Genomic DNA, 26913 nt, shown 5'->3' on the forward strand with positions numbered 1-26913 from the left:
GATTATCCCGAAATGTTAGAGTGACTGCAATTTGAAATAGTCGACACCCGTATCATCTTCAGCTAATTGCTAAAAATAGCTAATTTTGCGGCAAACCCCATGAAGAACGCCCCAACCGTACAGTTTCCTAACTTCGCCAGCACTTGTTTTTCACGTAAAAAACGCGCAATTAAGTAACCACTAAAAATCAGTAAGCTCAGATATAAAAAGCTAACAGCTTCCAAAATGGTGGCTAATACCAAGTAAGGTACCCATGCATGAGAATAATTAAAATCTATAAACTGAATAAAAAATGAAATATAAAATAAAATGGCCTTAGGGTTAGTTAAACTGAGTACTAAAGCCCGAGTGAAATATTTCTCAGCTTTAATTTCTATCGTACTTTGTTCAGAAGACATTGATTTCTTTTGTAAAAAAGTAGCATACAAAATTTTGCAGCCTAAATACAATAAATAAGCAGCCCCTAAGTAACGAACAATGGTGAATAGAGTCGGTGATGCTTTAATCAGTGATGCGACACCAATAAAAGAAAGGAAAATCAGGATTGCATCCCCAGTAAATACCCCTATTGCAGCGCGGTACCCTGCTCGAGTACCATGTGATGTACTTGTTTTTAATACATAAAGCGAGTTTGGCCCCGGTACAATGATAATTAATATTAACCCTGCCAAATACGTCCAAAAATTCAATACACCTAGGTTTTCAAACATAGCCATACCCTAATAATTTTTTATTATTACTACCATAACTTTTGTTGTCTGAAAATATTTATTCAAGTGAATGTTATCGGTAAATATTAATCACTTAATTTTCTTTTACATTCAAGGTTAATAATTCAACTCAATTTTTATCAGCAATTTAATTGGCGATATATCAATAACTACTTCATGCATAACAAGTTATTTAGGGGAGGTCGTTCCTCATAATTAATAACTTTAGCCACTTCGTCAGATAAAGGAGCATAGATTATGAGTAAGCAGTCCCTCAAATTTGAGTGAAATACCTGACAACAGGTAAGGGCTAAATTACTTGTACATTGCTTCATTTATAGTACCGGACACATTGTCCAGATCAATACAATTGAATGTTAGTGTTCTATCCTCCATCAACACCCTAATAGAATATAACTTCTCCATTGAAGCCCCTATTTTCTGTGGATACACAGCATAAGGTATTAATTGTTCTTTTTGCCACTCTTTGCAAGATTTAAAATCACCTAGCCCTTTAACTTTTATGAGTTGCTTATAAGGGCTTACTACTTCTGGCTTTTTATTGTTATCTAACATCGCCTGTAGTTCATCCAAGCTGTAGGTAGTCGCCATTACAGACGATTGAAAACATATGAACAACACAACTGCTAGTATCCTTTTCATCTCACACCATCCCATTAATTAATTTCAGTGATGTTAGCGTAGAGGAAATGCAAATTGAAGCAAACCTGCCGAGTTTCGCTAGACACACTTAAACTAACTACCTTTACATAACTTGTAACCCATTTAACCTTCATTTGATAGCATCCCGTTTTATACATCACAATGGAGTGTTTTTTTATGCGCAAATATATTGCACCTTTAGCTGTAATTTCAGTCACACTATCTACGTTCGCTATGGCCAATTCCATACAAACTTCATCTGAATCGGTAGAAGTCAAAGAGGGTGTTATCAATGCTCCTGAAATCACTATCAAATTAAACGGGAAGCAATCTAGCAATGAACCACAGGAAAAAATTATTGTAGAAGCTGATTCTATCGAAATTGTCGATGGAGAACTTCGAGCTAAAGGCGCTAAGTTATATGAGCAGGATAAGAAAATAGAATCGAATAAATAATTTATTGCCCAAGCTAGCTAGATCATCTATGGCTTGGGCAACAAAAACCTGCCAAAGCAGGTTCACTTTATCTTTTAGTCTTGCCAGCATTATTCTGATTAGTTTTGTTTTTTCTCACACAATTGACAGAGACTCGCCTAACTTACTACCTTTTAAATTCATCTGTTTCAGAAGCTCCGCATATATAGTAACCTTACCTGCTTCACTGAAATCAATGCATAGATAGTGTGATTCTTCGTATTTAGATCGACGTAGCTTGTTAAGATGATTTAAAATGATTTTAGCGGCAGTAATACAAACCTCATGTGTGTACTTGTATAAGTGGGCTTGCATGGCTCCTAGCGCAGTAAAGCACCTAAATATTCATCAACTGATGGTGATTTTAAGTTTTGTGTTGCTTTATCCGACATTACTGACATTGAAATGCCCCTATATAACAAAGCACTCTACTTTAAGTGCACTCACTAGGTATTTTCTAAGCTATAAAAAGGGATGCGTTGAGTTTTGTGTTACGAATTTAGATTTTTCAATATGAAATATACTGTATAAAATCACAAATACCAGACGAAAGTAACGAATAAGTGCAAGGTATAAGTTGCTAATTATTAACTTATTTAAGTGTAAATTATTGATATGTCATTATTAATTACTAAAAAATGTATCAACTGCGATATGTGTGAGCCAGAATGCCCAAATGATGCAATTTTTATGGGCGATGAAATTTATGAAATTGACTCCAGCCTGTGTACTGAATGCGTAGGCCATTATGACAAACCTACGTGTCAATCTGTCTGCCCGATAACAAACACAATCATCACCGACCCTCAACATATTGAAACTGAAGAACAGTTATGGGACAAATTTGTTGCAATTCACCACGCTGATAAAATTTAACCCCAATTAACCTCCCCTCGCTATTGAGCTTTAATGCTTAGAAAGCTGCCAGTAGATTTTCTGGCAGCTAGGCATAGCATTATTTAAAGATTACTTTCAATAATGACTGTAGCAGCGGCATAGTGGCGTTCGTCTGTAATCGAAACATGGAAATGTGTTGCTTTTAAGCTACCTGCAAGTTCCAGCGCAGCGCCATTTAAATTAAGTAATGGCTTACCCAATTTATCATTTGTCACTTCGAATTGGGTAAATGCTAAACCATTGCGTATTCCTGTGCCTAATGCTTTTGCAGCAGCCTCTTTGACTGCAAAACGTTTTGCCAAAAAACGCGCTGGCTTTGATTGTTTTTGGTATTGAACGAACTCGCTTTCTGTCAGTATCCTGTTCGCTAGGCTGTCACCTGTGCGTTCAATTGCAGACTCAATGCGTGCTATTTCAACAATATCTGTACCTAACCCTACAATCGCCATTATTTACGCGCTTCTAATAATATTTTTTTCATATCAGCAACGGCTTGTGCTAACCCGCTAAATAAAGCACGACCAATGATTGCATGACCAATATTTAGCTCATAAATTTCCGGTAATTGGGCAATACGCTGAACATTATGGTAAGTCAACCCGTGACCTGCATTCACTTTAATACCTTTACCTGCGGCATATACCACACCATCACGAATACGACGAAATTCTAACTCTTGCTCTTGTTCTGTTTTCGCATCTGCATAAGCCCCAGTATGGATCTCAATAAATGGTGCCCCACACTCTTGTGCCGCATCGATTTGCTCGTGATCTGCATCAATAAATAATGAAACTAAAATACCCGCTTCAGAAAGGCGCTTAACGGCATCAGCTATTTTTTGTTTTTGACCTGCGACATCCAAGCCACCTTCAGTGGTGACTTCTTCACGTTTTTCAGGGACTAAGCAACAAAATGCAGGTTTAATACGGCAGGCTATCTCAACCATTTCATCCGTTACTGCCATTTCAAGATTCATTCGAGTTTGAATGGTTTCATTTAAAAGGGCGACATCTCTATCGGTAATATGGCGACGATCTTCACGTAAATGCACCGTGATGCCATCAGCCCCTGCTTGCTCAGCGACAAAAGCAGCTTGTACAGGGTCGGGATATTGAGTGCCTCTTGCATTCCTAACAGTTGCAATGTGGTCAATATTTACACCTAACAAAAGCTCAGCCATTTTTTTCTCCCAATAAATAAACGATAACAAACAACTCTCCCTTCTATCCTACTGTAATTTGCCGTCTTGAGGGAATAAATCTCTCATCATTCGAGGTGAATTCCAGCTTAATTGCCCTATTTCAATGGTTACACTTTTATTTTGCGAAGCGCTTCGTAGAATTTTATTGAAATGATAAATTCACGTTGTTCAAAGCGAAGACTTTCAGTAAAAATAATAAAAAAGGGGCGAATAACCATAATCAATATATTTAATATATGGGGTCATTCAATCATTAAAATAACAATATATTTAATTGGGCTTATTCTGCACTTTAGGCGAGTAGGTAAATTGGCGAAATAGCTCGCGGCTTTTTAAGGGCTTTCCACCTAAGTAGGGTTTAAGGGCAATGCGAGTGAAGCGTTTGGCTGCTTTCAATGTATCAGCATCTGGGAATTCTCTACTAGCCAGTGCTTTAAGTTGCTTACCTGTGAAACTGAGCTGGTCAACAATTAAACTACCAATAAAACCTTTTTCTTCACGGTAACGGTAAGTCATAGTATCGGAAACTGGTTCTCCACTGCCTGCACAGTGTAGAAAATCCACCCCATAACCAAGGTAGGAAAGCAGCGCCAATTCAAATTGGCGTAAAGCAAATTCTGGGGTCTGTTCACTTGCTGCGAGTATTTGCAAACAAGAAAGGTAATCAAAAAATAAGGCTGAATAAGGTGTGCCAAATTCTAATACTCGAGCGGTTAATTCATTAAGGTATAAACCGCTATATAAAACCGTCCCCGTTAAAGGTAAAGCCAAGGAAACAGGGTCAGCATTAATGAGTGTTTTGATTTCACCTTTGCCTCCCCAACGGATCAGCAAAGGTGTGAAAGGCTGTAAACAGCCTCTTAATGGTGAGCGGTTACGGCGAGCACCTTTCGCAAGCAAGCGAATTTTCCCTTCACCTTCAGTGAAAAAATCAAGTAATAAGCTTGTCTCACTGTAAGGCCTTGAATGGAGTACAAACGCACGTTGCCAACCACTCATTCTGCCACCAATTATTTGAGGTCGTCGACATAACCAAGGCTGCGCAATGCTCTTTCGTCATCAGCCCAACCAGATTTAACTTTAACCCAAAGCTCAAGGTGTACTTTATTATCAAACATTCTTTCCATATCAATACGTGCTTCAGTACCAATGGTTTTCAGTTTGCTACCTTTGTTACCAATCACCATTTTCTTCTGGCCTTCTCGCTCAACCAGAATCAATCCATTGATATGATATATACCCGAATCCGTCACTTTAAATTGTTCAATTTCTACAGTCACTGAGTATGGCAATTCATCCCCAAGAAAACGCATTAGCTTTTCACGGATGATTTCCGATGCCATAAAACGCTGGGAACGGTCGGTGATATAGTCCTCAGGGAAATGGTGAGTCGCTTCAGGTATATGTTGCTTCACAATCTTAGCAATTGTATCTACACCCGTGCCTTTCTCCGCACTGATAGGAACAACATCCAAAAAGTTCATTTTCTGGCTAATCATACCGATATGCGGCAACAATATCGTTTTATCGACCACATTATCAATTTTATTGATCGCTAAAATAACAGGGCAACGTAAGCTAGATAGCTTAGTCAATACCATTTCATCATCAGGCGTCCAATTAGTGCCTTCAACCACAAAAATAACTAATTCCACGTCACCAATTGAGCTCGATGCGGCTCGATTCATTAAACGGTTAATAGCTCGTTTTTCTTCAATATGTAACCCTGGAGTATCTACATAAATAATTTGGTAATTATCTTCTGTATGGATCCCCATAATACGATGGCGAGTCGTCTGAGGCTTTCTCGATGTAATCGAAACTTTTTGCCCCAGTAATTGATTTAATAATGTTGATTTACCAACATTTGGCCGCCCAACTATAGCCACAAAGCCACAGTGGGATTGTAATTCACTCATTCAAGCTCCAAAATTTTCAATGCTTGCTCTGCGGCGGCTTGCTCTGCTTTACGGCGACTTGACCCAACCCCATTAATAGGCTGTTCAATACCGCTGACTTGACAGTGGATCGTAAATTCTTGATCGTGAGCTTCACCTTTTACCTGAACAACTAGATAGTTAGGTAATGGTAAATGACGCCCTTGCAGATATTCTTGTAACCTTGTTTTCGGGTCTTTTTGTTTATCACCCGGACTGATTTCATCCAGTCTACTTTGATACCAATCTAAAATAATTCTTTCGATCGTTTGAATATCACTATCTAAAAAAATACCACCGATCAGTGCTTCAACAGTATCAGCAAGGATAGATTCGCGACGAAACCCACCGCTTTTTAATTCCCCCGGCCCTAAACGCAAGCATTCACCGAGTTCAAATTCACGGGCAATTTCCGCTAATGTATTTCCACGCACAAGTGTTGCTCGCATTCGGCTCATATCACCTTCATCCACTTTAGGGAAACGATGATATAAGTCATTTGCAATAACAAAACTTAATATTGAGTCCCCTAGAAATTCTAGGCGCTCATTGTGTTTGCTGCTTGCGCTTCTATGTGTTAAGGCTTGGATTAATAACTCATTTTGATTGAATTGATAACCAAGCTTACGCTGTAATCTTTCTAGTAAAGAGGGGTTCATGTGCGCCCAACCATTTTTATTTGATAAAAAAGCACACGCAACAGACCTGTAAAATAAGCCATTTTACAAAACTGTTGCGTTTGCACTGACTCCCGAGTCAACCCACATTTTATACAGCTCAGTAGAACTAATTATAAAATACCATTAGTTACCATGCATTATAAAGGAGGGTTAATAATTGGAGAGCCAATAATATTAATTAAACTATATTGTACACTGGGTAAAATAATAATGCTTCGGATTATGCGGATTTTCAAATGAAAACCCGCACAACCACCGTTTGGCAGATCCAATTAATAAGATTATAGTGGACCAATTCGGCTAAAGCGAATACCTGTAGGCCATTCGTTTTCTTGTTTATCCAAACTTAACCAAATAAACACAGCTCGACCAACTAGGTTTTCTTCAGGAACAAAGCCCCACATACGGCTATCTGAACTGTTGTCCCTATTGTCACCCATCATAAAATAATGCTTTTCAGGCACAATCCATTCATTCTTTGGCATACCCGGTTGCAAATACCTTGCTTCAGTAATAGCTTGGCGAATAATTAGGATTTGATGCTCAACGGTGCCTAATTTTTCGCTACGCTCATACTGGCGCAGTGCATTTCTAGGTAATGCTTCGTCCAATGGGATTTCATAATTACCCTTTTGGCTGTCAACAACAGAATCAACATCAAAAAACATCGTCCATTCACTCGGTGCCAATGGACCATAAGTAATAGGGAGTTTTTCCGTGCACTTGTTATCAGCACAATTTGGGTAAATAGTCAGTTCTTTCGCATCTGGGTTATAAACGATTTTATCCCCAGGCATACCAATCACACGTTTTACAAAATCAACATTTGGATCTTTCGGGTATTTAAATACCGCAATATCACCACGTTTAGGTTTACCAGTTTCGATTAATGTCGTCTGCGTAATTGGGTCTTTTAGCCCATAAGCAAATTTCTCAACCAACATAAAGTCGCCAACTAATAAAGTTGGCATCATTGACCCTGAAGGTATTTGGAATGGCTCATAAATAAATGAGCGGACAACCAGCACAATAGCTAACACAGGGAAAATAGATGACCCTGTTTCAAGCCATGAAGGACGGCGAACTGCATTCGCAACATCCGCTTCACTCACTGCACCGTTAGTCGCATCCTGTAATTGCTTTAGCTTCGCTTTACGAGCAGGTGCAAATTTAAACTTGTCTAAACACCATATAATCCCTGTGATTAATGTTGCCAGTGTTAGGATCAAGGCAAAGGTGTTAGCCATTGAGTCTCCTTGTAAACTTAGTTGTCTTTACCAACATGCAATATAGCAAGAAACGCTTCTTGTGGTAATTCAACATTACCTACTTGTTTCATCCGCTTCTTACCATCCTTTTGCTTCTGTAACAGTTTCTTCTTACGGCTAACGTCACCGCCATAACACTTGGCAAGCACGTTTTTACGTAGTTGTTTAACTGTAGAACGAGCAATAATATGGTTACCAATCGCCGCCTGAATCGCAATATCAAATTGTTGGCGAGGTATTAGTTCTTTCATTTTTTCGACAAGTTCACGCCCACGATGTTGTGAATTTCCGCGGTGAGTAATCAAGGCGAGGGCATCAACACGTTCGTTGTTAATAAGAACATCGACCCGCACCATATCCGATGGTTGGAAACGTTTAAATGCGTAATCCAACGATGCATAACCACGAGAGGTTGATTTCAAACGATCGAAGAAGTCCAGAACAACTTCAGACATTGGAATATCATAAGTAAGCGATACTTGATTACCATGATAGACCATATTGGTCTGAACACCACGTTTCTCAACACACAATGTAATCACATTACCTAAATACTCTTTAGGCATCAGCATGTGACATTCTGCAATTGGCTCACGCAGTTCTTCAATATTATTCAATGCAGGTAGCTTCGAAGGGCTATCTACATACACAATTTCACCGTTGGTTTGTTTTACTTCATACACTACCGTTGGTGCAGTAGTAATCAGGTCAAGGTCGTATTCACGCTCTAAACGCTCTTGGATGATTTCCATGTGTAATAAGCCAAGGAAACCACAACGGAAACCAAAACCGAGTGCCGTAGACGTTTCTGGCTCATAGAATAATGATGCATCATTCAGGCTAAGTTTACCAAGGGCGTCACGGAAAGCTTCATAGTCATCAGAGCTTACAGGGAATAAACCTGCATAAACCTGTGGTTTTACTTTTTTAAAGCCAGGCAGCGCTTTTTCAGCAGGATTACGAGCACCTGTTAAAGTATCACCTACTGGTGCCCCAGTGATATCCTTAATCGCACATACTAACCAGCCTACTTCACCACAATTTAATACATCGCGGTCAATTCGCTTCGGTGTAAAAATACCAAGGCGGTCAGCGTTATACACTTGACCTGTACTCATGACTTTGATTTTATCGCCTTTTTTCAAGGAGCCGTTTTTAATACGGATCAATGAAACAACACCTAAATAGTTATCAAACCATGAGTCAATGATTAAGGCTTGTAAAGGCGCATCCGCATCACCTTCTGGTGGGGGGATCTCTTTAACCAGACGCTCAATCACATCTTGAACGCCAATCCCTGTTTTTGCTGAACAGCGAACAGCATCATGTGCATCGAGCCCCACGATATCTTCTATTTCATCCGCAACACGCTCAGGGTCTGCCGCAGGCAAGTCGATTTTGTTCAAAACAGGAACAACTTCTAGGTCCATCTCAATAGCGGTATAACAGTTTGCAAGTGTTTGAGCTTCAACCCCCTGCCCTGCATCAACCACTAACAGGGCACCTTCACATGCTGCTAATGAGCGTGATACTTCATAAGAGAAGTCAACGTGGCCAGGTGTGTCAATGAAATTTAATTGGTATGTTTCACCATCCGCAGCGGTATAATCGAGTGTAACACTCTGTGCTTTAATGGTGATCCCACGCTCACGTTCTAAATCCATTGAGTCTAAAACCTGCGCCGCCATTTCACGATCTGTTAAACCACCACAAATCTGAATAATACGATCTGATAAGGTAGACTTACCATGGTCGATATGAGCAATGATAGAAAAGTTTCTTATGTTATTGATTTTCAAGGTAATATCTTCTTTTAAATTGCCTTACAAAATCAGCTTTGTGCAAATATCGCGACAAAACTAAAATGCTATGATTATCACAAGATTGTTAATTAGCAGCATTTTACATACAAGAACCCACTAACACAAAGATTCAATGTAAAACAACTGTAAACCTGTATAAGGTTAATAAGTTAGTTATCGTAATTTATCGCTAACTCCCCTGTAAAATATACTGTTTTATACCACCGTGCTTATACTATTTTCATTCCTGCTCAAAATAATCTAAAAAGCCAATGAATTGCTAATCATCCATTTATTAATAAGCTTTAAACCGCAAAAGGGAAACTACATGTTTCCCTTTTTAGTGATAGTACCAATTTATATTTCGAATACAAGCCATTGAAATTTAGCAATTAACTTGTATCGAAAGCTCTGTCGGAGGTAACCCAATTTGTAAAACCACAGGTTGAAAAGCTTCGTCATCACGCCATTTTGACGCCAACTTACGTGCTATAAAAAAGCCAATTACACCACCAGCCACACCAGACATAGCTATCCAAAACTGTTCTAAGCTAAATGATTGCGCTAGACCTGCAAAAATAAATAACCCTAAAATAGGCGTTAAATAAACTAATAGTGCAGAGCGGATCAAGCTACCTTCTGGAATACCGACCTCAATCTTTTGCCCTACCACCAGTGGCTGTTCAATCGCAATTTCTAATTCATGTTCCGTATTTGGCCCTATTTTACTTAATGCGTAAGAACCACAGGTTTTACGAGCACCGCAACTTCCACAGCCAGATGAAGAACCATAGCGCAATAACGCCCTACCGTTTTGCCAACGGACTACTGTTGCCCACTCTTTTACCATAACTTACTCCCGGAACTGAATACTACCCGCCACGACTTGTGCGGTTGCCAACGGTAATTCACCGATGATAGTGACCACATGTTGTTTTTGCGCCATCGTATAAATTGTCCGACGCCCATTTTGTAAGGGTTGATCTAACAACGGGCCTTTTGCAGATTTTGTCACATTAACAGAAAAGGTAAATAGACCATCACTAAACATCGCCGTTTCGACTATATCGTCTTCAGCTAATTTACGTGAAGAGCGCGATATTTCTTCGAAGCCTGGTGGCAACATACCGATTTGCCACTTAAATGAGGGATTGCCATTTTTGGGCGAAATCAATAAAGGCGGCATATTTACCTTGCTCAAGGTAAGCAACGAATCTTTCACTGTTTTGCTATCGAGTACCGTTGAGATCACACGAAATTGTTCAAGTGTTTGACTATTATTATCGAGAAGATCGATACGTAATGGTAATTTCGTTTCTTCATCGATCAATACTACATAGTTAAAACGTGAATTGTCTTTCGATATTATGCGGATCACTAATGCAGGTCGGTCACCAATATGAGTGCGCCCTGCATCAATAAAATTATAATACGGTTTAATTTGTTGATAATTAGCAAAAATTACCGAAGGTAAGTTATCAACAATATTTTTGCCATTTAAGCTAAATGCATCAAACCCTGGCTCAAAATAGCTAATGCTGTCACCTTTTTGCACAATTTCACGTCGTGACGAATCCATCTGGATCATCTGAGAAACAGGCTTACCATCAATAATAGTATGGCGATAACGTACAGGAGTAATTGATTGAGGGTTAAATGTCACAAATGACATTTCATAAGAGAGAGCTTGGGCAGCATTTCCCATTTCTTTAAAAAGAACATCGGCATCTTGTTCAGATGCCGAAGCTTGATTAGAAACAATCAGGCTGCCCGTCAGGCAGATGACGGATAACCATTTATTCATTATTGCAATTTAACTCCTGCTGAAGACGCAGCTTGTGCAGGTTCTTGATATTGCTGATTCTGATTCAACATTGAGCGTCTTTCAATTTCATACTGCTGCAACATTGCATTAATACGTTGATTTTGCTGCTCAACTTGTTGCAGTTGTTGCTCGTTACCAAACAGTTGATTATCAGATATATTTAAGCTTACTGGCGCACCACTTCCTACTGGAATTGTGTTAAACATAGGCTCATCAACTGGTGAATCAACAGCATCACTTTGATTATATTGTTGAACACCAACAATCACAGCCAGTGAAACACAAGCTGCCACACCAATTTGGGTTAATTGGCTCGCCCAAGGACGAATTTTGCCCCAGAATGGGAAGCTTCCCCAAGTCGCAGGTTCAGGCTGCGATTCAACAACTACCTGAGGATTAATACGCACAGCTTCATTCTCTAGTGCTGCCGCAACTTTACTAGCAATATCAAAATGCATGACCTCGCTAGTTTCGTTACGTAGAGTATCACGAATAAGATGATAGCTCTCCCAACGTTGCTTTAACGTTGAATCACGTGAAATGGCGTTTACTAGTTCTAAATCTAGAACTTCGCCATCCATCATTGCGGAAAGTTTCTCTCTTTGCATGCCCAATTACCTTCAGTTAATTGCATCACAATTATAGTTAATTGACTGATTTAACAATACTAATACTGTTGAATCAGAGGTTGTACTTTATTATCAATCGCTTCTCTTGCTCTAAAAATACGCGAACGTACAGTGCCAACAGGACAATCCATAATTTCTGCGATTTCTTCATAGCTCAAACCATCTAGTTCGCGAAGCGTAATTGCCATTCTTAAATCTTCTGGCAATGATTCGATGGTTTTAAAAACGACTTTCTTTAATTCATCAGACAACATTAAGTTCTCTGGGTTCGAAATTTCTTTTAAAGCACCAGCGGTTTCAAAGTTTTCTGCATCACTCGCTTCGAGATCTGACGCGGGTGGACGCCTATCTTGAGCAACTAAATAATTTTTAGCCGTATTAACCGCAATACGATAAAGCCAAGTGTAAAATGCGCTATCACCACGAAATGACCCGATGGCACGATACGCTTTTATAAATGACTCCTGAGCCACGTCAGGGACGTCGGCCTGCGGCACATAGCGAGAGACTAGACTTGCAACTTTATGCTGATATTTTATTACCAGTAAGTTGAAAGCTTGTTGATCGCCTTTTTGCACCTTCTCAACCAATATCTGGTCAGTTAATTGCTCGCTCATTCCAGGAAGTATCTCCCGAATTCAGGCTGATAATATGTTAACTTGATCATGTTCTCCCTTCCTAAAGCAAGCACTACTTTGAGTAGTAGAACTAGTTGAAGTTCAATTAAATCTAAAAAAATAGTCAATAATTTACAAAACGGCCAACGTTGCTGTTTCGATGATCCTAAAAGATCTTCATTAAAACAACTGTATATAACATTTCCGTCTCTCATGAATACAGCATACGAATTTTGTAAATAAATACTATTACCACCACACGAAACCAATTTGAATATGTAAATAGACTTAGGTCAATACATGTTTACTAAACAGCAATCCATCAATAGCAATAGACAATCCAATAGGCTAACATAAAAAACTCAATACATACTATTATATACACGCAAACACTTATGAACGCATCCACACAGCATTACACTGATATCTTAATCATTGGGAGTGGTGTCGCAGGACTTTCAGCTGCCTTACGGCTCGCCCCCTTTCATCAAGTGACTATTCTCAGCAAAAGCAACCTCAGTGAAGGGGCTTCCTACTACGCACAAGGTGGTATTGCCGCCGTTTTTGATGATACCGACAGTATTGAATCTCATGTTGAAGATACCCTCATCGCTGGTGCGGGTATTTGCCAAAAAGAAGCGGTTGAATTTATTGCCTCAAACGCTAAGCATTGTGTTCAGTGGCTGATCGACCAAGGTGTTTTATTTGACACCGAAATCACCGAAAGCGGCGAAACACAATATCATTTAACCCGTGAAGGGGGTCATAGCCATCGGCGGATCTTACATCATGCGGATGCCACAGGTAAGGAAGTTGAAACAACTTTAGTCGATCTTGCCATTGCCCACCCTAATATACATATTAAAGAACGCTATAACGCCGTTGACCTTATCCTTTCTAATCCAGCCAACTCTTCTCGTATTTTAGGTGCCTACGTCTGGAACCGCCAAAAAGAACAAGTCGAAACAATCCGAGCAAAAACAGTTGTGTTAGCAACGGGAGGTGCTGCTAAAGTTTATCAATACACGACAAACCCTGATATTTCTTCTGGCGATGGCATCGCAATGGCATGGAGAGCCGGCTGCCGTGTTGCTAACCTTGAATTTAACCAGTTCCACCCAACCTGTTTATTCCACCCGCAAGCACGTAATTTTTTACTAACAGAAGCATTGCGCGGAGAAGGGGCTTATTTAAAACGCCCTGATGGTAGTCGTTTTATGCCAGATTATGACGAGCGATGCGAACTTGCTCCTCGTGATATTGTTGCTCGGGCAATTGACCATGAAATGAAGCGCCTTGGTGCTGATTGCATGTATTTGGATATCAGCCATAAGCCTGATGATTTCATAAAAAACCACTTCCCAACCATTTATGCGAAACTAATGACTCTAGGGTTAGATCTCACAAAAGAGCCAATCCCAATTGTGCCTGCGGCTCATTATACTTGTGGTGGCGTCATTGTGGACAAAATGGGTATGACCGATATCACCAACTTATATGCTATAGGGGAAGTGAGTTACACCGGTTTACACGGTGCAAACCGTATGGCCTCAAATTCACTCTTAGAATGCCTTGTATATGGCTGGTCAGCAGCAGAAAACATCAATAAAACCATAAAACAGATCGATGAGATCCCTTATTTGCCTGAATGGGATGAAAGCCGAGTGCATAATTCGGATGAACAGGTTGTAATCCAACATAACTGGCATGAATTACGCCTATTTATGTGGGATTATATGGGGATCGTTAGAACCACCAAACGCCTTGAGCGCGCCTTACGTCGTATTCATCTATTACAGCAAGAAATCCATGATTACTATGCGAATTTCCGTATTTCAAATAATTTACTGGAATTACGAAACCTCGTTCAAGTTGCTGAATTAATGGTACGTTGCGCGCTAGAGCGCAAAGAAAGCCGTGGGTTACACTATACACTTGATTATCCAGACCCATCACCAAATTCAGGGCCTACCGTTTTAATACCTGAATAGAGGGTCACAAAGCCGGCACTGGTGTCGGCTTTTCTTTAGCTAGCTTCACGGTATATAGCTTAGTACTTTAAATAAAATGGCTGAATAAGTTTACGAAATGCTTCGGTATATTCATTATTTTCATTTTTTAGCGCTAAAGATGTTTGTTGTACCGATGCTTCCTGTAATTGAATACCCAGCAGCATACGGTGATAACCAGTTTTAGGTTTATCGCTAATATCGACGCGAAAAGCTGTAAACCAGCCAGATTTCCCTGCCATATCCTGCAATCTCTCCCCAACTTCGTATGGTAAGACTAAACAAAACAGCCCATGGGGAGCAAGACAGGACTTCGCACTTTTTAGCAATACATCATGGGTTAAAGCACATGTATACCTTGCTTGGTCTCGTTTTTTATCACGGCATGCGACCGCAGGTTCAAAATAAGGCGGGTTACTCACAATCAAGTCATACTGAGTCTGCGAATGCTGGCTATAAGTAATAATATCTTGGTTAATTATATGTAAGCGTTCCGCCCAAGGTGATTCATTAAAGTTTTCTTGTGCTTGCGCCGCTGCCTCATGGTCTAATTCGACGGCATCAACACGCAATGTTGGGTTTCTTTGGGCTAACATCAGGGCTATCAAGCCACTACCACTGCCAATATCTAAAGCTGCTCTAACCCCTTTTACGGGTGCCCAAGCCCCCAGCAACACGCCATCAGTCCCCACTTTCATTGCACATCGGTCATGTGCGACAAAAAACTGTTTAAAAGTAAACCCACCTTTGCGGTAATTTTGTTTTAGTTCACACATGCAAACACTCTAATTGGACAATATTTATTCTATCGTACTCATTTTGAGCAAATAAAAATGATAATTTAACCTATTCGCTACAATATTATTCTTATATTATGAGAATAATATTTGAGACGAATTTTTTTTACTGCTAAGTTCAAAAAAAGGAGATGCAATGAATAGTATAAATCGAACCCTAGACATCTTGTCATATATCACAACCAGTGCATCTCCGGTGACGCCTCAGGCTATCTCATCTGCATTAGGCATCCCATTATCGACAGTTTATCGGTTGCTGGCAATTCTCATAAACTGGGAATTTGTCTCTTATGCAAAACAATATGGCACTTATTGTGTCGGTTCGCAGAGTATCAAAAACCAAGAAAAATACTATCACCACAGTTTATTGATGGGAGCTTCTAAACAAGAGCTACAAAAGCTAGCGAAAAAAACGCAAGAAACCGTGGCGATAATTACTTCAAACTTACGGGAAACTATTTGTGTAGACATGATTGAAAGTGAACAGGCCTTACGCTGCTCTTTTATTATTGGTCGTGGTAATACCTTAATAAAAGGAGCAAGTGCAAAAACGTTACTGGCCTTTCGTCATGAACAATACCAAACCCATGTATTTGAAACACACGCGAAACAATTAGCACATGAGCAAAGTAAATTTAAATTACAACAAGACCTACTGCAGATACAAAAACAAGGCTATGGCGTGTCTATCAGTGAAATTGACGAGGGCGTATTGGGGGTTTCTGCCCCTATTTTCAAAGGAAATGATGTTTTAGCTGTAATTTCAGTTATGGCGCCTGAATTCCGTTCCACTCATCGCGTCGATGAATTTATTACGCATACTTGCCAAACAGCCCATAACATTACTAAATTAATTAACCTGGAGTAACTATGACACAAGCTTTCCAATGGCAAGGGCGCACAGATGGTGAAACACAAGAACATTTGCGCATCCATCAGGTCATTAACCAACACGCTCCTGCTAAATTTGCCTTAATTGGTTTTGCGTCCGATGAAGGCGTTAGACGTAATAAAGGCCGTCAGGGGGCCAAAGCGGGTCCAAATGCTATTCGCAGCCAACTTGCAGGGTTGCCAATTCATCAACCACTTGCCATCAAAGATAACGGGACAATTAGCTGTGATGACGGTGATCTCGAAGCCGCACAACGCCGTCTATCTGATGAATTAGTAGCTATATTATCTGCTAACCAAAAACCTATCGTCCTAGGTGGTGGTCACGAAGTGGCATTTGCCAGCTTCCAAGGCCTGTTTGACTATGTTGAACAATATCAAGCGGGTAAAACAATTGGTATTATTAACTTTGATGCGCATTTCGATTTACGCGAAGCCCCTATTGCCACTTCCGGCACGCCATTTTTGCAATCTGCCATGTTATGTCAGCAATACCAACGTCCTTTCAAATACTTATGCTTAGGCATCGCAGATCATGGCAATACAAAAGTCCTATTCGATACCGCTGATACGTTAGGTTGCCAATATATCCGCGATAAAGAATTAGCTTATACCAAGCTACCTCAAGCAATTGAAAAAATTAAAAAATTCATTGACGATGTCGACTATTTATATGTCACCGTCGATTTAGATGTATTTTCTGCTGCCATTGCGCCAGGCGTTAGTGCACCAGCACCGAAAGGTATTTCTACTGAAATTTTTGATGAACTATTTGCCATTATCAAAAGTAGCCAAAAAATTGCCGTTTTTGATATCGCAGAATGTAACCCTGAGTTTGATATTGATAACCATACCGCCAAACTCGCAGCTTATTTGATTTACCAATATTTATTCTAATAAAACAACACAACAATTCGACTGATAAATACACTGTTTCTCACGCTGTTAAGATAACTTACTTTCGAGCACCACAATAAAAATAGCTTTGAAATTGATTATCAAATTAGCTGTAGCGCAATATCTTAATGGTTTTTAACTATTGAATTTCCCGTTACAGCTAGGCGGCAAGTGACGTTATCCCTAGGAGCATACAAAAGTATGTGACTAGGGTAGCGGAGCGCGGCTAACAACGCTGTAGCGTGAAAGACAACAGTTAAAAAGGGAAAAATATGATTCTACACCTCGACACGCTCTCCACCCTATTTCTAACAGTAATCTGCCTATTGATGGGGATCCACTTAAAAAAACGTATTGATTGGCTACAACGTTTTTGTATTCCCTCCCCTGTTATTGGCGGTTTTCTGGTTAGTTTGATTATCTGGGGACTTAAATCATTCAATCTAGCCGAGATTAATTTTGATACCAGCTTACAAACCTTTTTAATGGTTGCCTTCTTTACCACTATTGGGATTGACGGTAGCTTCCGTATTTTGAAAAGTGGTGGTCGGTTACTATTTATCTATCTTTTCATCTGCTGGTTTGTGGTTATCTTCCAAGACACTTTCGGTGCAGGGCTTGCCCATTTATTAGGTGTTGAACCTGTTATCGGCATTATGGCTGGCGGTGTTTCTCTAACAGGAGGGCACGGTGGTGCGGCTGCTTTTGGTGGTATGGCAGAAAGCTTAGGGGTGCAATCAGCGACAGTCGCCGCTATTGCCGCCGCAACTTTCGGTTTAATAACGGGAAGTCTACTCGGTGGGCCAGTCGCTTCATTTTTGATCAAGAAATTTAACGTTCGCATTCAAGCTGATGAAAATGTAGAACGAGTTCAAATACCTGAAACCATCGCAGGGAAAATCGAATCTATCGATGCCCATGCTTTTTTAAAAATGCTCGCGTTAGTACTGGGGATCATGGTAATTGGTCAATTCGCCTCGGCACAATTTACTAAGGCAACAGGCTTTTCATTACCGAGTTATGTAGGCGCAATGATCATCGCTATTGTTATCCGCAATATTAACGACCAAGTTGAATTATTCCGCATCAACCAAAAATCGGTTGACCTGATATCAGAAGTCTCCCTTGGCTTATTTTTAACAATGGCGATGATGTCATTAAAAATTTGGGAGTTGAAAACAGTTGCACTACCATTATTTACCATCCTATTAGCGCAAGTTATTATATTAACGTTATTAGTTGTCTTTGTTATTTTTAGACTGCTAGGTAAGAATTACGATGCCGCCGTGATGTGTGCTGGTTTAATGGGCCACGGGCTGGGAGCTACGCCAAATGCGATGGCTAACATGTCTTCCGTTTGTGAGCGTTATAAACATGTTTCCATGAAAGCCTTTATGATTGTCCCATTGAGTGGTGCAGTACTCATTGATTTAGTCGGGATACCTTACCATACTTGGCTTATTAATATGTTTAGCTAATCATTTCGAAAGGGAGGTTCTCCTCCCTTTTCAATGGTGTTATCCAGCCTAAACCCTACCTACTTTCATTGATATATCACTCCCTGTCTACTTTAAAAACAGTTACAATTGAGGAAAGCTGATTTTTCAGGTGAACAATTTTGCTAACCTGTTTATAATCAGCGCCCCAAATAGAGGTATATCATGACTGCATCCACTTTTTCTGAACTTGAACTTGACGAAAGCCTAATTAATGCGCTTTCGGATAAAGGCTATCAACGCCCAACGGCTATTCAAGCCGCGGCTATTCCTGCTGCAATGGATGGCCGAGACGTTTTAGGTTCAGCCCCTACTGGAACAGGTAAAACCGCCGCATTTTTAATCCCTGCGATTCAACATTTACTTGATTTTCCAAGAAAAAAATCAGGGCCACCTCGAGTTCTGGTTGTTACACCAACTCGTGAATTAGCCATGCAAGTTGCTGAACAAGCAAAAGAATTATGCGCACATAATCACCTAGATATTGCAACGATTACTGGTGGTGTCGCTTATATGAACCATGCTGAGGTTTTCAGCGAAAATCAAGATATCGTTGTCGCCACAACAGGTCGCTTACTCCAATATATCAAAGAAGAAAACTTTGACTGCCGGGCCGTTGAAATTTTAATCCTTGATGAAGCAGACCGCATGTTAGATATGGGGTTTGCGAATGATATCGAAACCATTGCTGGTGAAACGCGCTGGCGCAAACAAACTATGCTCTTCTCTGCAACTCTGGAAGGCGAAGCAATCCGTGATTTTGCAGAAAGGTTATTAGAAGAACCCATTGAAATTGATGCAGACCCTTCTCGTCGCGAACGCAAAAAAATTCAACAATTTCATTACCGAGCCGACACACTAGAACATAAAACAGCTTTACTATGCCACTTGTTAAAACAAGAAGAGGTAACAAAAGCGATTGTGTTTGTTCGTAAACGCGAACGCTTACGTGAAGTCGTTCAATGGCTGCGTGAAGCAGGTATTGAACCATGTTACCTTGAAGGTGAAATGCCGCAAACTAAACGTAACGAAGCTGTTCGCCGTTTAGTTGATGGCCAAGTTAAAGTATTAGTTGCAACCGATGTAGCTTCCCGTGGTTTAGATATCGATAACGTCAGCCATGTGTTCAACTTTGACTTACCACGTACAGCTGATGTGTATTTACATCGAATTGGTCGTACGGGTCGCGCAGGCCGCAAAGGGGTTGCAATTTCCTTAGTTGAAGCTCACGACTTTCCACTGCTGGGTAAAATAACTCGCTATATTGAAGACCAAATTAAAATTCGTGTTGTTGACTCTTTGCGTCCGACCACGAAAGCCCCTTCAGAGGCAATGCTGAATAAGCCTAAACCGTCGAAGAAAGTCCTTGCAAAACGCAAGGAAAAGAAAAAAGAAGAACAAACTAAAAAGAAAGAAAAAGTACGCCATCGCGATAAGAAAAATATTGGGAAACGCCGTGCTCCAATTGCACCGACAACACCTGAGCAAACTAAGTAAATAAAAACGGGTTTCGACCCGTTTTTTTATTATTTCATCATATTAAACACTTTTTCACGCATAAATTTTCCCTCATGGGTTAACAATTCTGGTTTAATAATATGATTATTGAGAATGTCTTTGCAGTCTAAGCCTTGATTGTTTTTAACTCGCCAATCAGCTCCATTTGCTAACAATAACTCTGCCACCTCAAGTGCATGGCTATTCACTGCATCATGTAAGGGAGTATTGCCTAAACTATCCCTAATATTTACCGTTACACCATTCTTTAATAAGATTTGAGATTGCATGACTTGGCCGTTTTGTGCAGCTAAATGCAAAATACTTTTTTGTTCTTTTGATTGCATACTTTTAATTAATTGCCCATATTGAGATTCAATTAAAACTTGCATAAATTGCCCATTCATTGCACTAACTGATTGCCGAGCTAAAAAGTCAATATCGCTAGGTTTATGATGTCGAACTAAAATAGCTGAAAACTCATTAATATCCCCTGCTTTAATCGCTTTCTTACACCCTTCTTGCCAATTTAATACTTGTTGTTCTTCAGGGTTAGGGAATACAGTTAATGGTATTTCTTGTATTTTATTATATTCTCCAGTAAGGGCATTCCAATTATTCCACGGTTTATGCATACACATCATTTTAATAATTTTAACCATTGTATGTGCAATAAAACTTCTTGTTAATAAACGGTGTGGTAGCCAATTTTTCCAAGAACTCTGTTCGCTATAAGGCATTTTAATACAATTTCCCAACGCAGAAGGGATTGGTAAAGAATTTTGTAATGAATCAAGCCAGTCATACTGCACAGTATAAAAACGTATTAGTCCTTCCTGAGCCACTTTTTCAGCCATGTGGTAATCTATGCCGACTTTATTAACAGTGCTCTTAGATAGCCCTGCTGGGCTAAATGCAATACAAGGAGAATTGCTTGCCAATGCTGCAATAGACGATAGCCCTCCACCTAATGAATGCCCTGTACAGATTGTATTTCCATTAACTGCATTTGATAAAACATTCATTAAACTCACGGCTTGAAAATATTGAGATTCATACAAACCAATTCCTTGGCGGATATTTGCATAAAAATCGCTGATATCATTGCTACCACTAAAACAAAGAATATATAAATCATGAAACCGACAAATATTAGCTTGGAACCCTGTCTGCTTATCACTTAATAATTCAGCACTTATTCCCAGTTTATTCAATTCACTATCATCTAATCTTTCAATCTCTTGTATTGTCTGCCAATTTTTATTGTAAGCCCCCTGTGAAAGTAACGCTAATATATAGTCTTTCGGCTGTGCATCCCGACCTAAAAAGTCATTTTTTAATATTTTTGGGGGCCACAAATTTCCCCCGCAAGGCTGATTTTCTACATGCTGATGTTGTAAATATATATCTAAACTTTCTTGAGCAAGAGAAAGCTCATCTCTAGAGGATATCGTTTCTGGCGTTAAAAAAGGCATAAATTCCTCCTAACAAATATATTGTGTTGGAAGAATATTGGAATACAAATAGCCAAGGAGAGAAATAATCTACTTTATTAGTCGCAAATAAAAAGCCATTGATAACAATGGCTTTAGAATTTATTACACAGTATTTAACGTAGTTATACTAAATTTTATTATAAGCTTTCAGTAAAAGTACGGGTAATAACATCACGCTGTTGTTCAGGGGTTAATGAGTTAAAACGTACTGCATAACCTGATACACGGATGGTTAATTGTGGGTATTTTTCTGGGTTTTTAACCGCATCTTCTAATGTTTCACGGCTTAAAACATTCACATTTAAGTGCTGGCCACCTTCGACACGAACTGTTGGCTTCATCTCCAAAGGGACTTCACGATACTCAAAAGCACCTAATTCGTCTTTCGCGACGATTTGGCCTTCGTTATAATCCGCTTTTGCACAAACACAACGAGCCTCATTTTTCTCGTTATCAAGTAACCAGAAAGAATTTAATAATGCTGCATTATCTGTTTTAGTAATTTGAATACCAGTAATCATGTCGACCTCCACGTTCGAACTTGATTGCAATCGGTTTTTATTAACCGAAACTGCATTAACCATCAATCTTATAAAAACTAGCAATTGGATATTTGGTCTAACCAATGTATATAGTCATTTTATACCAGTTGAACCCCTGAGTTTCTTTGATATTTATCAATTATTTCGCGCAGTAACTAAACAGATCAGTTCAACTTTATGATTTAAATCAAAATTAATCCGTTTGTTTTTTAATTTTTTTCATAAACTTTAAAAAATATTTTAAATACTATAATCAATATCAGGGCTTTATCTCTTGCCTATGAACCAGTAAGCTTAGGGTATCAACTGGTTCAGTTATAAATTGGACTGTCATAGATTCATTATTATGGAATACTTCATGTCAGAACCTATCACATGGCACGATGTCATTGGCCCAGAAAAATCCAAGCCTTACTTCAAGGAAACACTTGCTTACGTTGCTGATCAACGTAAAAAAGGTAAAGTTATCTATCCACCACAAGATGATGTTTTTAATGCTTTTCGTTATACAGAACTTGCCGACATCAAAGTGGTTATCTTAGGTCAAGACCCCTATCACGGACCTGGTCAAGCCCATGGCCTATCTTTTTCGGTACTCCCAGGGGTAAAACCGCCACCTTCTTTAGTTAATATGTATAAAGAACTGGAGAAAGATATCGCTGGTTTTCAACGCCCTGATCATGGCTATCTACTGAGTTGGGCTAAGCAAGGTGTCTTATTACTCAATACCGTACTGACGGTAGAGCAAGGTAATGCACATTCCCATGCTCATCTAGGCTGGGAAACCTTTACAGATAAAGTTATTGAAGCTATTAATGAAAATACTCAGGGGGTCATTTTTCTATTATGGGGCGCCCACGCACAGAAAAAAGGCAAAATAATTAATACTAAGCGCCATCACGTCCTTAAAGCCCCACATCCATCGCCACTTTCAGCGCACCGTGGTTTTTTAGGTTGCGGACATTTTTCCCAAACAAATACCATCTTAGAACGGGAAGGCAAAACACCTATTGACTGGAACCCAGTCATCAACGAATAAAATACGATGTAATGGGCTAGAAAAGCAGAACAAGAAAACAATAAAATCAAACAATTGATTTTCAATAATACTAGTAATTAAATGGGATGCCTGTGCATCCCATTTAATTATCATTATCGTTATTTCGACACGATGACCATTGCTGGTCTTAATAGACGGTTATTTAACGTGTAGCCTTTTTGCATCACATCAATAACATGACCTGCTTGATGATCAGGCGATTCTATCATCGTCATTGCTTGATGAACCTCAGGGTTAAACGGTACATTCGCTTCGCCTACTGGTTCAATGCCAAATTTCGCCACTGCATCTAAGAATGTTTTCAGCGTTAAATCTAACCCTTCTACCATTGCTTTAGATTGTTCATTGTCACGGTCTGCCGCATCAATAGCACGCTCTAAATTATCAATAACTGGTAATAGTTCATTAGAAAATTTTTCAAGAGCAAATTTGTGCGCCTTTTCGATATCTTGTTCCGTCCGACGACGAATGTTTTCGATTTCAGCATGGGCGCGCAACATGGCTTCACGCTCAGTTTTTCTTGATGCTTCAAGCTGTTGCTCAAGCTCAGCAATACGCGCTGCTAACGCTTCTTCGTTTGCTTGCATTTCATCAGCTTGCTGAACTTCAGCTTCTTGCTCTTGTTGAACTTTTTGTGATTCATTTTGCTCAAAAGCTTGCTCATCATGCATGTTTTGGTCTTTACTACTCATGAATATCTCCGCGTATTTAGCATTAATCCCCTATATGAGAGTATTATGGGGATCTAATACAGGGATTCAAGGGAAGTCATACAATGAGAGGCCAAAAAAGTATGCGAAAGGGCAATAATACACCACAATCACAATTTAAAACGATAGGCATTGTCGGGCACCCAAGGCATCCGGAAGCATTGGCAACTCATGAATTAATTTATCATTGGCTAATTTCAAAAAATTACCATGCAATTATTGATAAACAAGTTGCCAAAGATCTGAAGCTGGCTAATGCCAATACAGGGTCATTAACCGATATCGGCCAACAAGCAGACCTCGTCGTCGTCGTTGGGGGTGATGGCAACATGCTGGGTGCTGCTCGCATTTTATCCCGCTATAATAATAAAGTTATCGGCGTAAACCGGGGTAACCTCGGTTTTTTAACTGACCTCGACCCTGATAATGCCTTACAGCAGCTTTCTCGGGTCCTTGAAGGTGAATATCGCGAAGAAAAACGTTTTCTATTAGAAGCTCAGGTTATCAAAAGTAATCAAAAATCACGGAAAAGTACTGCAATCAACGAAATTGTTCTGCACCCAGGTAAAGTCGCTCATATGATCGAATTTGAAGTCTATATTGATGAAAAGTTCGCATTCTCTCAGCGCTCTGATGGCTTAATCATTGCAACTCCAACTGGCTCTACCGCCTATTCACTTTCTGCGGGAGGCCCTATTTTAACGCCTAATTTAGACGCCATTGTCTTAGTCCCTATGTTCCCTCATACCCTATCATCACGGCCACTCGTTATTAGTAGTGATAGCAGTATCCGTTTAAAGTTTTTACGCACAAATATCGACTATGAAGTCAGTTGTGACAGCCAAATTATGCTGCCAATTCAAGATGGTGAAGAGGTTATAATTAAACGCAGTAATAAAAACCTTAACCTAGTTCACCCCCAAGACTATAACTATTTCAATACGTTAAGTTCAAAATTAGGATGGGCTAAAAAAACTTTTTAATTTTTTTGCGCTACCTCTTTACTGTATAAAAAAACAGTTTAAACTGTATGAAAACACAGGTGTGTATTTTTACAGGAGAGCGCAGATGCTTACTCAATTAACCATCAATAATTTTGCTATCGTTCGTGAATTAGAAATTGATTTTCGTAATGGCATGACCACCATCACAGGTGAAACAGGTGCGGGTAAATCTATCGCTATTGATGCGCTCGGCCTGTGTTTAGGGGAACGTGGGGAAGCCAATATGGTACGCTCTGGCACTCAACGTGCAGATTTGTGCGCCCGCTTCTCCCTTGCAGATGCAAAAATGGCCGCAAATTGGTTAGCTGAACATCAACTTGATAACCAAAATGAGTGCCTATTACGCCGTACAATATCTTCTGATGGCCGCTCCCGTGGCTTTATTAATGGCATATCCGTACCTCTTTCGCAGCTTAGGGAACTCGGTGCTTTACTAATCCAAATCCATGGTCAGCACGCTCATCAATTATTACTTGATAATACTCACCAAAAATCACTACTAGATGCCTATGCAAATCAACAAGAACTACTCTCGCAAATGAAACAAGCTTGGCAGGTTTGGCATAACTCTTGCCAGCAATTGGCCATTTTTCAAAAACAAATGCAAGAATATGAAGCTCGTCAGCAGCTATTAGAATATCATTTGAAAGAATTAAATGAATTTATGCCCATCCAAGGGGAATTTGAAGAAATTGACCAAGAATATAAACAATTAGCAAATTATGGTCAGTTTTTAACGCTTGGGCAAACTGCGGCTCAAATATTATCAGACAATGATGAAGCCAACGTGATGGGCCTGTTGAGCATGGCAAAAAATGAGTTATCTGAATTAGTCACTCTCAATCCTAAGTTTTCAGGGTTACTGGATATGCTCGAAGAGGCTTCAATCCAAGTCAGTGAAGTCAGTGATGAAATAAAACATTATTGCGATCAGTACGAACTTGACCCCAATCGCTTGTTTGAACTTGAACAACGCATTTCTAAACAAATTAGCCTAGCGCGTAAACATCATGTTACTCCTGAAGCACTACCAGAACTATTTCAACAGTTACTAAAGGAGCAAGAACAAATTTCCAATCAAAATGAAGATTGTGAAGCATTAAATGCTCAAGTTATTAATGATCACCAAAAAGCATTAGCTTGCGCTAAGCGCTTACACCACATGCGCCTGCATTATGCCCAAGAGTTAAGTTCATTAATTACCAATAGCATGCACCAACTATCTATGCCCCACGGCCTGTTTACTATTAATGTAAAATTTGTTCCGGAACAGTTGCAAATCGACGGTGCTTGTAAGATTGAATTCAATGTTACGACTAACCCCGGTCAGCCTCATCAAGCTTTAAGTAAAGTTGCATCCGGCGGTGAATTATCACGCATAGCATTAGCTATCCAAGTTATTACCGCTAAAAAAATGGACACCCCAGCCTTAATTTTTGATGAAGTCGATGTTGGTATCAGTGGGCCAACAGCAGCGATTGTTGGTAAATTATTACGTGAATTAGGTGAGTCGACGCAGGTTATGTGTGTAACCCATCTACCGCAAGTTGCTGGTTGTGGTCATCATCATTTTTATGTCAGTAAAGAAACCAATGGCGTAGAAACTGAAACACATATGCAATTACTGGACAAAAAATCAAGGTTACAAGAACTTGCCCGACTTCTTGCCGGTTCAGAAGTCACAAAAAATACACTGGCAAATGCAAAAGAATTACTCGCAGCGTAATTTTTGACAACTTTTTTACGCTCATGTGGTCTTAGAGTCGATAAGGAAGGTTTTAAAATGTATCAATGTCGATTATCATTGATGT

Annotated in this window: 27 protein-coding genes; 10 read left to right on the plus strand and 17 right to left on the minus strand. The window is 39.6% G+C overall.

Translation table 11 applies throughout. The features are described 5' to 3' along the window. Positions 1 to 62: 62 nt before the first annotated feature. Together leuE and RB151_RS14145 are read right to left on the minus strand one after the other, a co-directional pair. On the minus strand, positions 63 to 710 hold the full coding sequence (gene leuE / locus RB151_RS14140; RefSeq protein WP_042844705.1) for a leucine efflux protein LeuE: 648 nt from the start codon (positions 708 to 710) through the stop codon (positions 63 to 65). A gap of 315 nt (positions 711 to 1025) precedes the next feature. Further along, positions 1026 to 1322 (minus strand): hypothetical protein, encoded by a 297-nt coding sequence (locus RB151_RS14145; RefSeq protein ID WP_158516027.1) that lies wholly within the window; start codon positions 1320 to 1322, stop codon positions 1026 to 1028. Positions 1323 to 1550: 228 nt separating this feature from the next. Here RB151_RS14145 and RB151_RS14150 point away from each other — a divergent pair, with 228 nt between their 5' ends. Beyond that, complete coding sequence (locus RB151_RS14150) at positions 1551 to 1829, plus strand: hypothetical protein (RefSeq protein ID WP_042844707.1); 279 nt, start codon at positions 1551 to 1553, stop codon at positions 1827 to 1829. A 633-nt stretch (positions 1830 to 2462) separates the two neighbouring features. Beyond that, complete coding sequence (locus tag RB151_RS14160; RefSeq protein ID WP_042844708.1) at positions 2463 to 2723, plus strand: YfhL family 4Fe-4S dicluster ferredoxin; 261 nt, start codon at positions 2463 to 2465, stop codon at positions 2721 to 2723. A gap of 83 nt (positions 2724 to 2806) precedes the next feature. Here the strand turns inward: RB151_RS14160 and acpS are convergent, their stop codons facing one another. The 11 genes from acpS to rpoE form a co-directional block, all read right to left on the minus strand. Next, positions 2807 to 3193, minus strand: coding sequence for a holo-ACP synthase (gene acpS, locus RB151_RS14165; RefSeq protein ID WP_042844709.1), 387 nt, complete (start codon positions 3191 to 3193; stop codon positions 2807 to 2809). Then, positions 3193 to 3924, minus strand: coding sequence for a pyridoxine 5'-phosphate synthase (gene pdxJ / locus RB151_RS14170; RefSeq protein ID WP_042844710.1), 732 nt, complete (start codon positions 3922 to 3924; stop codon positions 3193 to 3195). Before pdxJ ends, acpS begins: the two co-directional genes overlap by 1 nt. Before the next feature lie 291 nt (positions 3925 to 4215). Beyond that, entirely contained in the window at positions 4216 to 4944 is a 729-nt protein-coding gene (recO, locus tag RB151_RS14175) for a DNA repair protein RecO (RefSeq protein ID WP_042844712.1), read from the minus strand. Between the two features lie 11 nt (positions 4945 to 4955). Further along, the gene (era, locus tag RB151_RS14180) at positions 4956 to 5864 is read right to left on the minus strand and encodes a GTPase Era (RefSeq protein WP_042844713.1); all 909 of its coding nucleotides are present in this window, start codon (positions 5862 to 5864) and stop codon (positions 4956 to 4958) included. After that, positions 5861 to 6541, minus strand: coding sequence for a ribonuclease III (rnc, locus tag RB151_RS14185; protein ID WP_042844714.1), 681 nt, complete (start codon positions 6539 to 6541; stop codon positions 5861 to 5863). The genes era and rnc overlap by 4 nt, the downstream gene beginning before the upstream one ends. 302 nt (positions 6542 to 6843) lie before the next feature. Continuing rightward, positions 6844 to 7809, minus strand: a complete 966-nt coding sequence (lepB, locus tag RB151_RS14190) for a signal peptidase I (RefSeq protein ID WP_042844715.1) — start codon at positions 7807 to 7809, stop codon at positions 6844 to 6846. Between the two features lie 17 nt (positions 7810 to 7826). Further along, positions 7827 to 9623 (minus strand): translation elongation factor 4, encoded by a 1797-nt coding sequence (gene lepA, locus RB151_RS14195; RefSeq protein WP_042845371.1) that lies wholly within the window; start codon positions 9621 to 9623, stop codon positions 7827 to 7829. Positions 9624 to 10017: 394 nt separating this feature from the next. Then, positions 10018 to 10482, minus strand: a complete 465-nt coding sequence (gene rseC / locus RB151_RS14200; RefSeq protein WP_042844716.1) for a SoxR-reducing system protein RseC — start codon at positions 10480 to 10482, stop codon at positions 10018 to 10020. A 3-nt stretch (positions 10483 to 10485) separates the two neighbouring features. Further along, positions 10486 to 11436, minus strand: coding sequence for a sigma-E factor regulatory protein RseB (gene rseB, locus RB151_RS14205; protein WP_042844718.1), 951 nt, complete (start codon positions 11434 to 11436; stop codon positions 10486 to 10488). Next, a complete protein-coding gene (gene rseA / locus RB151_RS14210; RefSeq protein WP_042844719.1) occupies positions 11436 to 12065 on the minus strand; it encodes an anti-sigma-E factor RseA in 630 nt (209 codons plus the stop codon). The genes rseB and rseA overlap by 1 nt, the downstream gene beginning before the upstream one ends. Positions 12066 to 12124: 59 nt before the next feature. Then, positions 12125 to 12703 (minus strand): RNA polymerase sigma factor RpoE, encoded by a 579-nt coding sequence (rpoE, locus tag RB151_RS14215; protein WP_042844720.1) that lies wholly within the window; start codon positions 12701 to 12703, stop codon positions 12125 to 12127. Positions 12704 to 13098: 395 nt separating this feature from the next. Here rpoE and nadB point away from each other — a divergent pair, with 395 nt between their 5' ends. Beyond that, complete coding sequence (nadB, locus tag RB151_RS14225; protein WP_042844726.1) at positions 13099 to 14694, plus strand: L-aspartate oxidase; 1596 nt, start codon at positions 13099 to 13101, stop codon at positions 14692 to 14694. Between the two features lie 59 nt (positions 14695 to 14753). On the opposite strand, the gene trmN is transcribed toward nadB, so the two are convergent. Continuing rightward, positions 14754 to 15488: a tRNA(1)(Val) (adenine(37)-N(6))-methyltransferase TrmN gene (gene trmN, locus RB151_RS14230; RefSeq protein ID WP_042844728.1), complete on the minus strand. Its 735-nt coding sequence runs from the start codon at positions 15486 to 15488 to the stop codon at positions 14754 to 14756. Between the two features lie 157 nt (positions 15489 to 15645). Between trmN and RB151_RS14235 the strand changes: the two genes are divergently transcribed. The 4 genes from RB151_RS14235 (at position 15646) to srmB (ending at position 20290) form a co-directional block, all read left to right on the plus strand. Then, a complete protein-coding gene (locus tag RB151_RS14235) occupies positions 15646 to 16377 on the plus strand; it encodes an IclR family transcriptional regulator (RefSeq protein WP_042844731.1) in 732 nt (243 codons plus the stop codon). A 2-nt stretch (positions 16378 to 16379) separates the two neighbouring features. After that, positions 16380 to 17297 carry a formimidoylglutamase gene (hutG, locus tag RB151_RS14240; RefSeq protein WP_071548222.1) on the plus strand — a complete coding sequence of 306 codons (918 nt, stop codon included), beginning with the start codon at positions 16380 to 16382 and terminating at the stop codon, positions 17295 to 17297. Between the two features lie 272 nt (positions 17298 to 17569). Further along, complete coding sequence (gene gltS, locus RB151_RS14245; RefSeq protein ID WP_042844735.1) at positions 17570 to 18775, plus strand: sodium/glutamate symporter; 1206 nt, start codon at positions 17570 to 17572, stop codon at positions 18773 to 18775. Between the two features lie 183 nt (positions 18776 to 18958). Beyond that, positions 18959 to 20290, plus strand: a complete 1332-nt coding sequence (gene srmB, locus RB151_RS14250) for an ATP-dependent RNA helicase SrmB (RefSeq protein WP_042844736.1) — start codon at positions 18959 to 18961, stop codon at positions 20288 to 20290. Between the two features lie 29 nt (positions 20291 to 20319). On the opposite strand, the gene RB151_RS14255 is transcribed toward srmB, so the two are convergent. Together RB151_RS14255 and grcA are read right to left on the minus strand one after the other, a co-directional pair. Continuing rightward, positions 20320 to 21765: an ankyrin repeat domain-containing protein gene (locus RB151_RS14255; protein WP_071548223.1), complete on the minus strand. Its 1446-nt coding sequence runs from the start codon at positions 21763 to 21765 to the stop codon at positions 20320 to 20322. A gap of 158 nt (positions 21766 to 21923) precedes the next feature. Then, on the minus strand, positions 21924 to 22307 hold the full coding sequence (gene grcA, locus RB151_RS14260) for an autonomous glycyl radical cofactor GrcA (protein WP_042844740.1): 384 nt from the start codon (positions 22305 to 22307) through the stop codon (positions 21924 to 21926). Between the two features lie 379 nt (positions 22308 to 22686). Between grcA and ung the strand changes: the two genes are divergently transcribed. Further along, positions 22687 to 23367 carry a uracil-DNA glycosylase gene (gene ung, locus RB151_RS14265; protein ID WP_048607890.1) on the plus strand — a complete coding sequence of 227 codons (681 nt, stop codon included), beginning with the start codon at positions 22687 to 22689 and terminating at the stop codon, positions 23365 to 23367. A gap of 119 nt (positions 23368 to 23486) precedes the next feature. Here ung and grpE read toward each other — a convergent pair whose 3' ends face one another. Next, positions 23487 to 24080, minus strand: a complete 594-nt coding sequence (gene grpE, locus RB151_RS14270; RefSeq protein ID WP_042844743.1) for a nucleotide exchange factor GrpE — start codon at positions 24078 to 24080, stop codon at positions 23487 to 23489. A 101-nt stretch (positions 24081 to 24181) separates the two neighbouring features. Between grpE and nadK the strand changes: the two genes are divergently transcribed. Together nadK and recN are read left to right on the plus strand one after the other, a co-directional pair. After that, complete coding sequence (nadK, locus tag RB151_RS14275; protein WP_042845373.1) at positions 24182 to 25081, plus strand: NAD(+) kinase; 900 nt, start codon at positions 24182 to 24184, stop codon at positions 25079 to 25081. An 85-nt stretch (positions 25082 to 25166) separates the two neighbouring features. Then, positions 25167 to 26828 (plus strand): DNA repair protein RecN, encoded by a 1662-nt coding sequence (gene recN / locus RB151_RS14280; RefSeq protein WP_071548224.1) that lies wholly within the window; start codon positions 25167 to 25169, stop codon positions 26826 to 26828. The last annotated feature ends 85 nt before the right edge of the window (positions 26829 to 26913 follow it).

The sequence above is a fragment of the Providencia rettgeri genome, from assembly GCF_001874625.1.
Lineage (GTDB): Bacteria > Pseudomonadota > Gammaproteobacteria > Enterobacterales > Enterobacteriaceae > Providencia > Providencia huashanensis.

Bases quoted from the DNA above. Each gene is read 5' to 3' on its own strand.
- rnc (WP_042844714.1), bottom strand. From the start codon at position 6,541: ATGAACCCCTCTTTACTAGAAAGATTACAGCGTAAGCTTGGTTATCAA.
- pdxJ (WP_042844710.1), bottom strand. From the start codon at position 3,924: ATGGCTGAGCTTTTGTTAGGTGTAAATATTGACCACATTGCAACTGTT.
- acpS (WP_042844709.1), bottom strand. From the start codon at position 3,193: ATGGCGATTGTAGGGTTAGGTACAGATATTGTTGAAATAGCACGCATT.
- rseC (WP_042844716.1), bottom strand. From the start codon at position 10,482: ATGGTAAAAGAGTGGGCAACAGTAGTCCGTTGGCAAAACGGTAGGGCG.
- hutG (WP_071548222.1), top strand. From the start codon at position 16,380: ATGACACAAGCTTTCCAATGGCAAGGGCGCACAGATGGTGAAACACAA.
- era (WP_042844713.1), bottom strand. From the start codon at position 5,864: ATGAGTGAATTACAATCCCACTGTGGCTTTGTGGCTATAGTTGGGCGG.
- ung (WP_048607890.1), top strand. From the start codon at position 22,687: ATGTCAGAACCTATCACATGGCACGATGTCATTGGCCCAGAAAAATCC.
- RB151_RS14145 (WP_158516027.1), bottom strand. From the start codon at position 1,322: ATGGCGACTACCTACAGCTTGGATGAACTACAGGCGATGTTAGATAAC.
- RB151_RS14235 (WP_042844731.1), top strand. From the start codon at position 15,646: ATGAATAGTATAAATCGAACCCTAGACATCTTGTCATATATCACAACC.
- gltS (WP_042844735.1), top strand. From the start codon at position 17,570: ATGATTCTACACCTCGACACGCTCTCCACCCTATTTCTAACAGTAATC.
- nadB (WP_042844726.1), top strand. From the start codon at position 13,099: ATGAACGCATCCACACAGCATTACACTGATATCTTAATCATTGGGAGT.
- grpE (WP_042844743.1), bottom strand. From the start codon at position 24,080: ATGAGTAGTAAAGACCAAAACATGCATGATGAGCAAGCTTTTGAGCAA.
- rseA (WP_042844719.1), bottom strand. From the start codon at position 12,065: ATGCAAAGAGAGAAACTTTCCGCAATGATGGATGGCGAAGTTCTAGAT.
- RB151_RS14150 (WP_042844707.1), top strand. From the start codon at position 1,551: ATGCGCAAATATATTGCACCTTTAGCTGTAATTTCAGTCACACTATCT.
- rpoE (WP_042844720.1), bottom strand. From the start codon at position 12,703: ATGAGCGAGCAATTAACTGACCAGATATTGGTTGAGAAGGTGCAAAAA.
- recN (WP_071548224.1), top strand. From the start codon at position 25,167: ATGCTTACTCAATTAACCATCAATAATTTTGCTATCGTTCGTGAATTA.
- recO (WP_042844712.1), bottom strand. From the start codon at position 4,944: ATGAGTGGTTGGCAACGTGCGTTTGTACTCCATTCAAGGCCTTACAGT.
- nadK (WP_042845373.1), top strand. From the start codon at position 24,182: ATGCGAAAGGGCAATAATACACCACAATCACAATTTAAAACGATAGGC.
- rseB (WP_042844718.1), bottom strand. From the start codon at position 11,436: ATGAATAAATGGTTATCCGTCATCTGCCTGACGGGCAGCCTGATTGTT.
- grcA (WP_042844740.1), bottom strand. From the start codon at position 22,307: ATGATTACTGGTATTCAAATTACTAAAACAGATAATGCAGCATTATTA.
- srmB (WP_042844736.1), top strand. From the start codon at position 18,959: ATGACTGCATCCACTTTTTCTGAACTTGAACTTGACGAAAGCCTAATT.
- RB151_RS14160 (WP_042844708.1), top strand. From the start codon at position 2,463: ATGTCATTATTAATTACTAAAAAATGTATCAACTGCGATATGTGTGAG.
- trmN (WP_042844728.1), bottom strand. From the start codon at position 15,488: ATGTGTGAACTAAAACAAAATTACCGCAAAGGTGGGTTTACTTTTAAA.
- lepB (WP_042844715.1), bottom strand. From the start codon at position 7,809: ATGGCTAACACCTTTGCCTTGATCCTAACACTGGCAACATTAATCACA.
- leuE (WP_042844705.1), bottom strand. From the start codon at position 710: ATGTTTGAAAACCTAGGTGTATTGAATTTTTGGACGTATTTGGCAGGG.
- RB151_RS14255 (WP_071548223.1), bottom strand. From the start codon at position 21,765: ATGCCTTTTTTAACGCCAGAAACGATATCCTCTAGAGATGAGCTTTCT.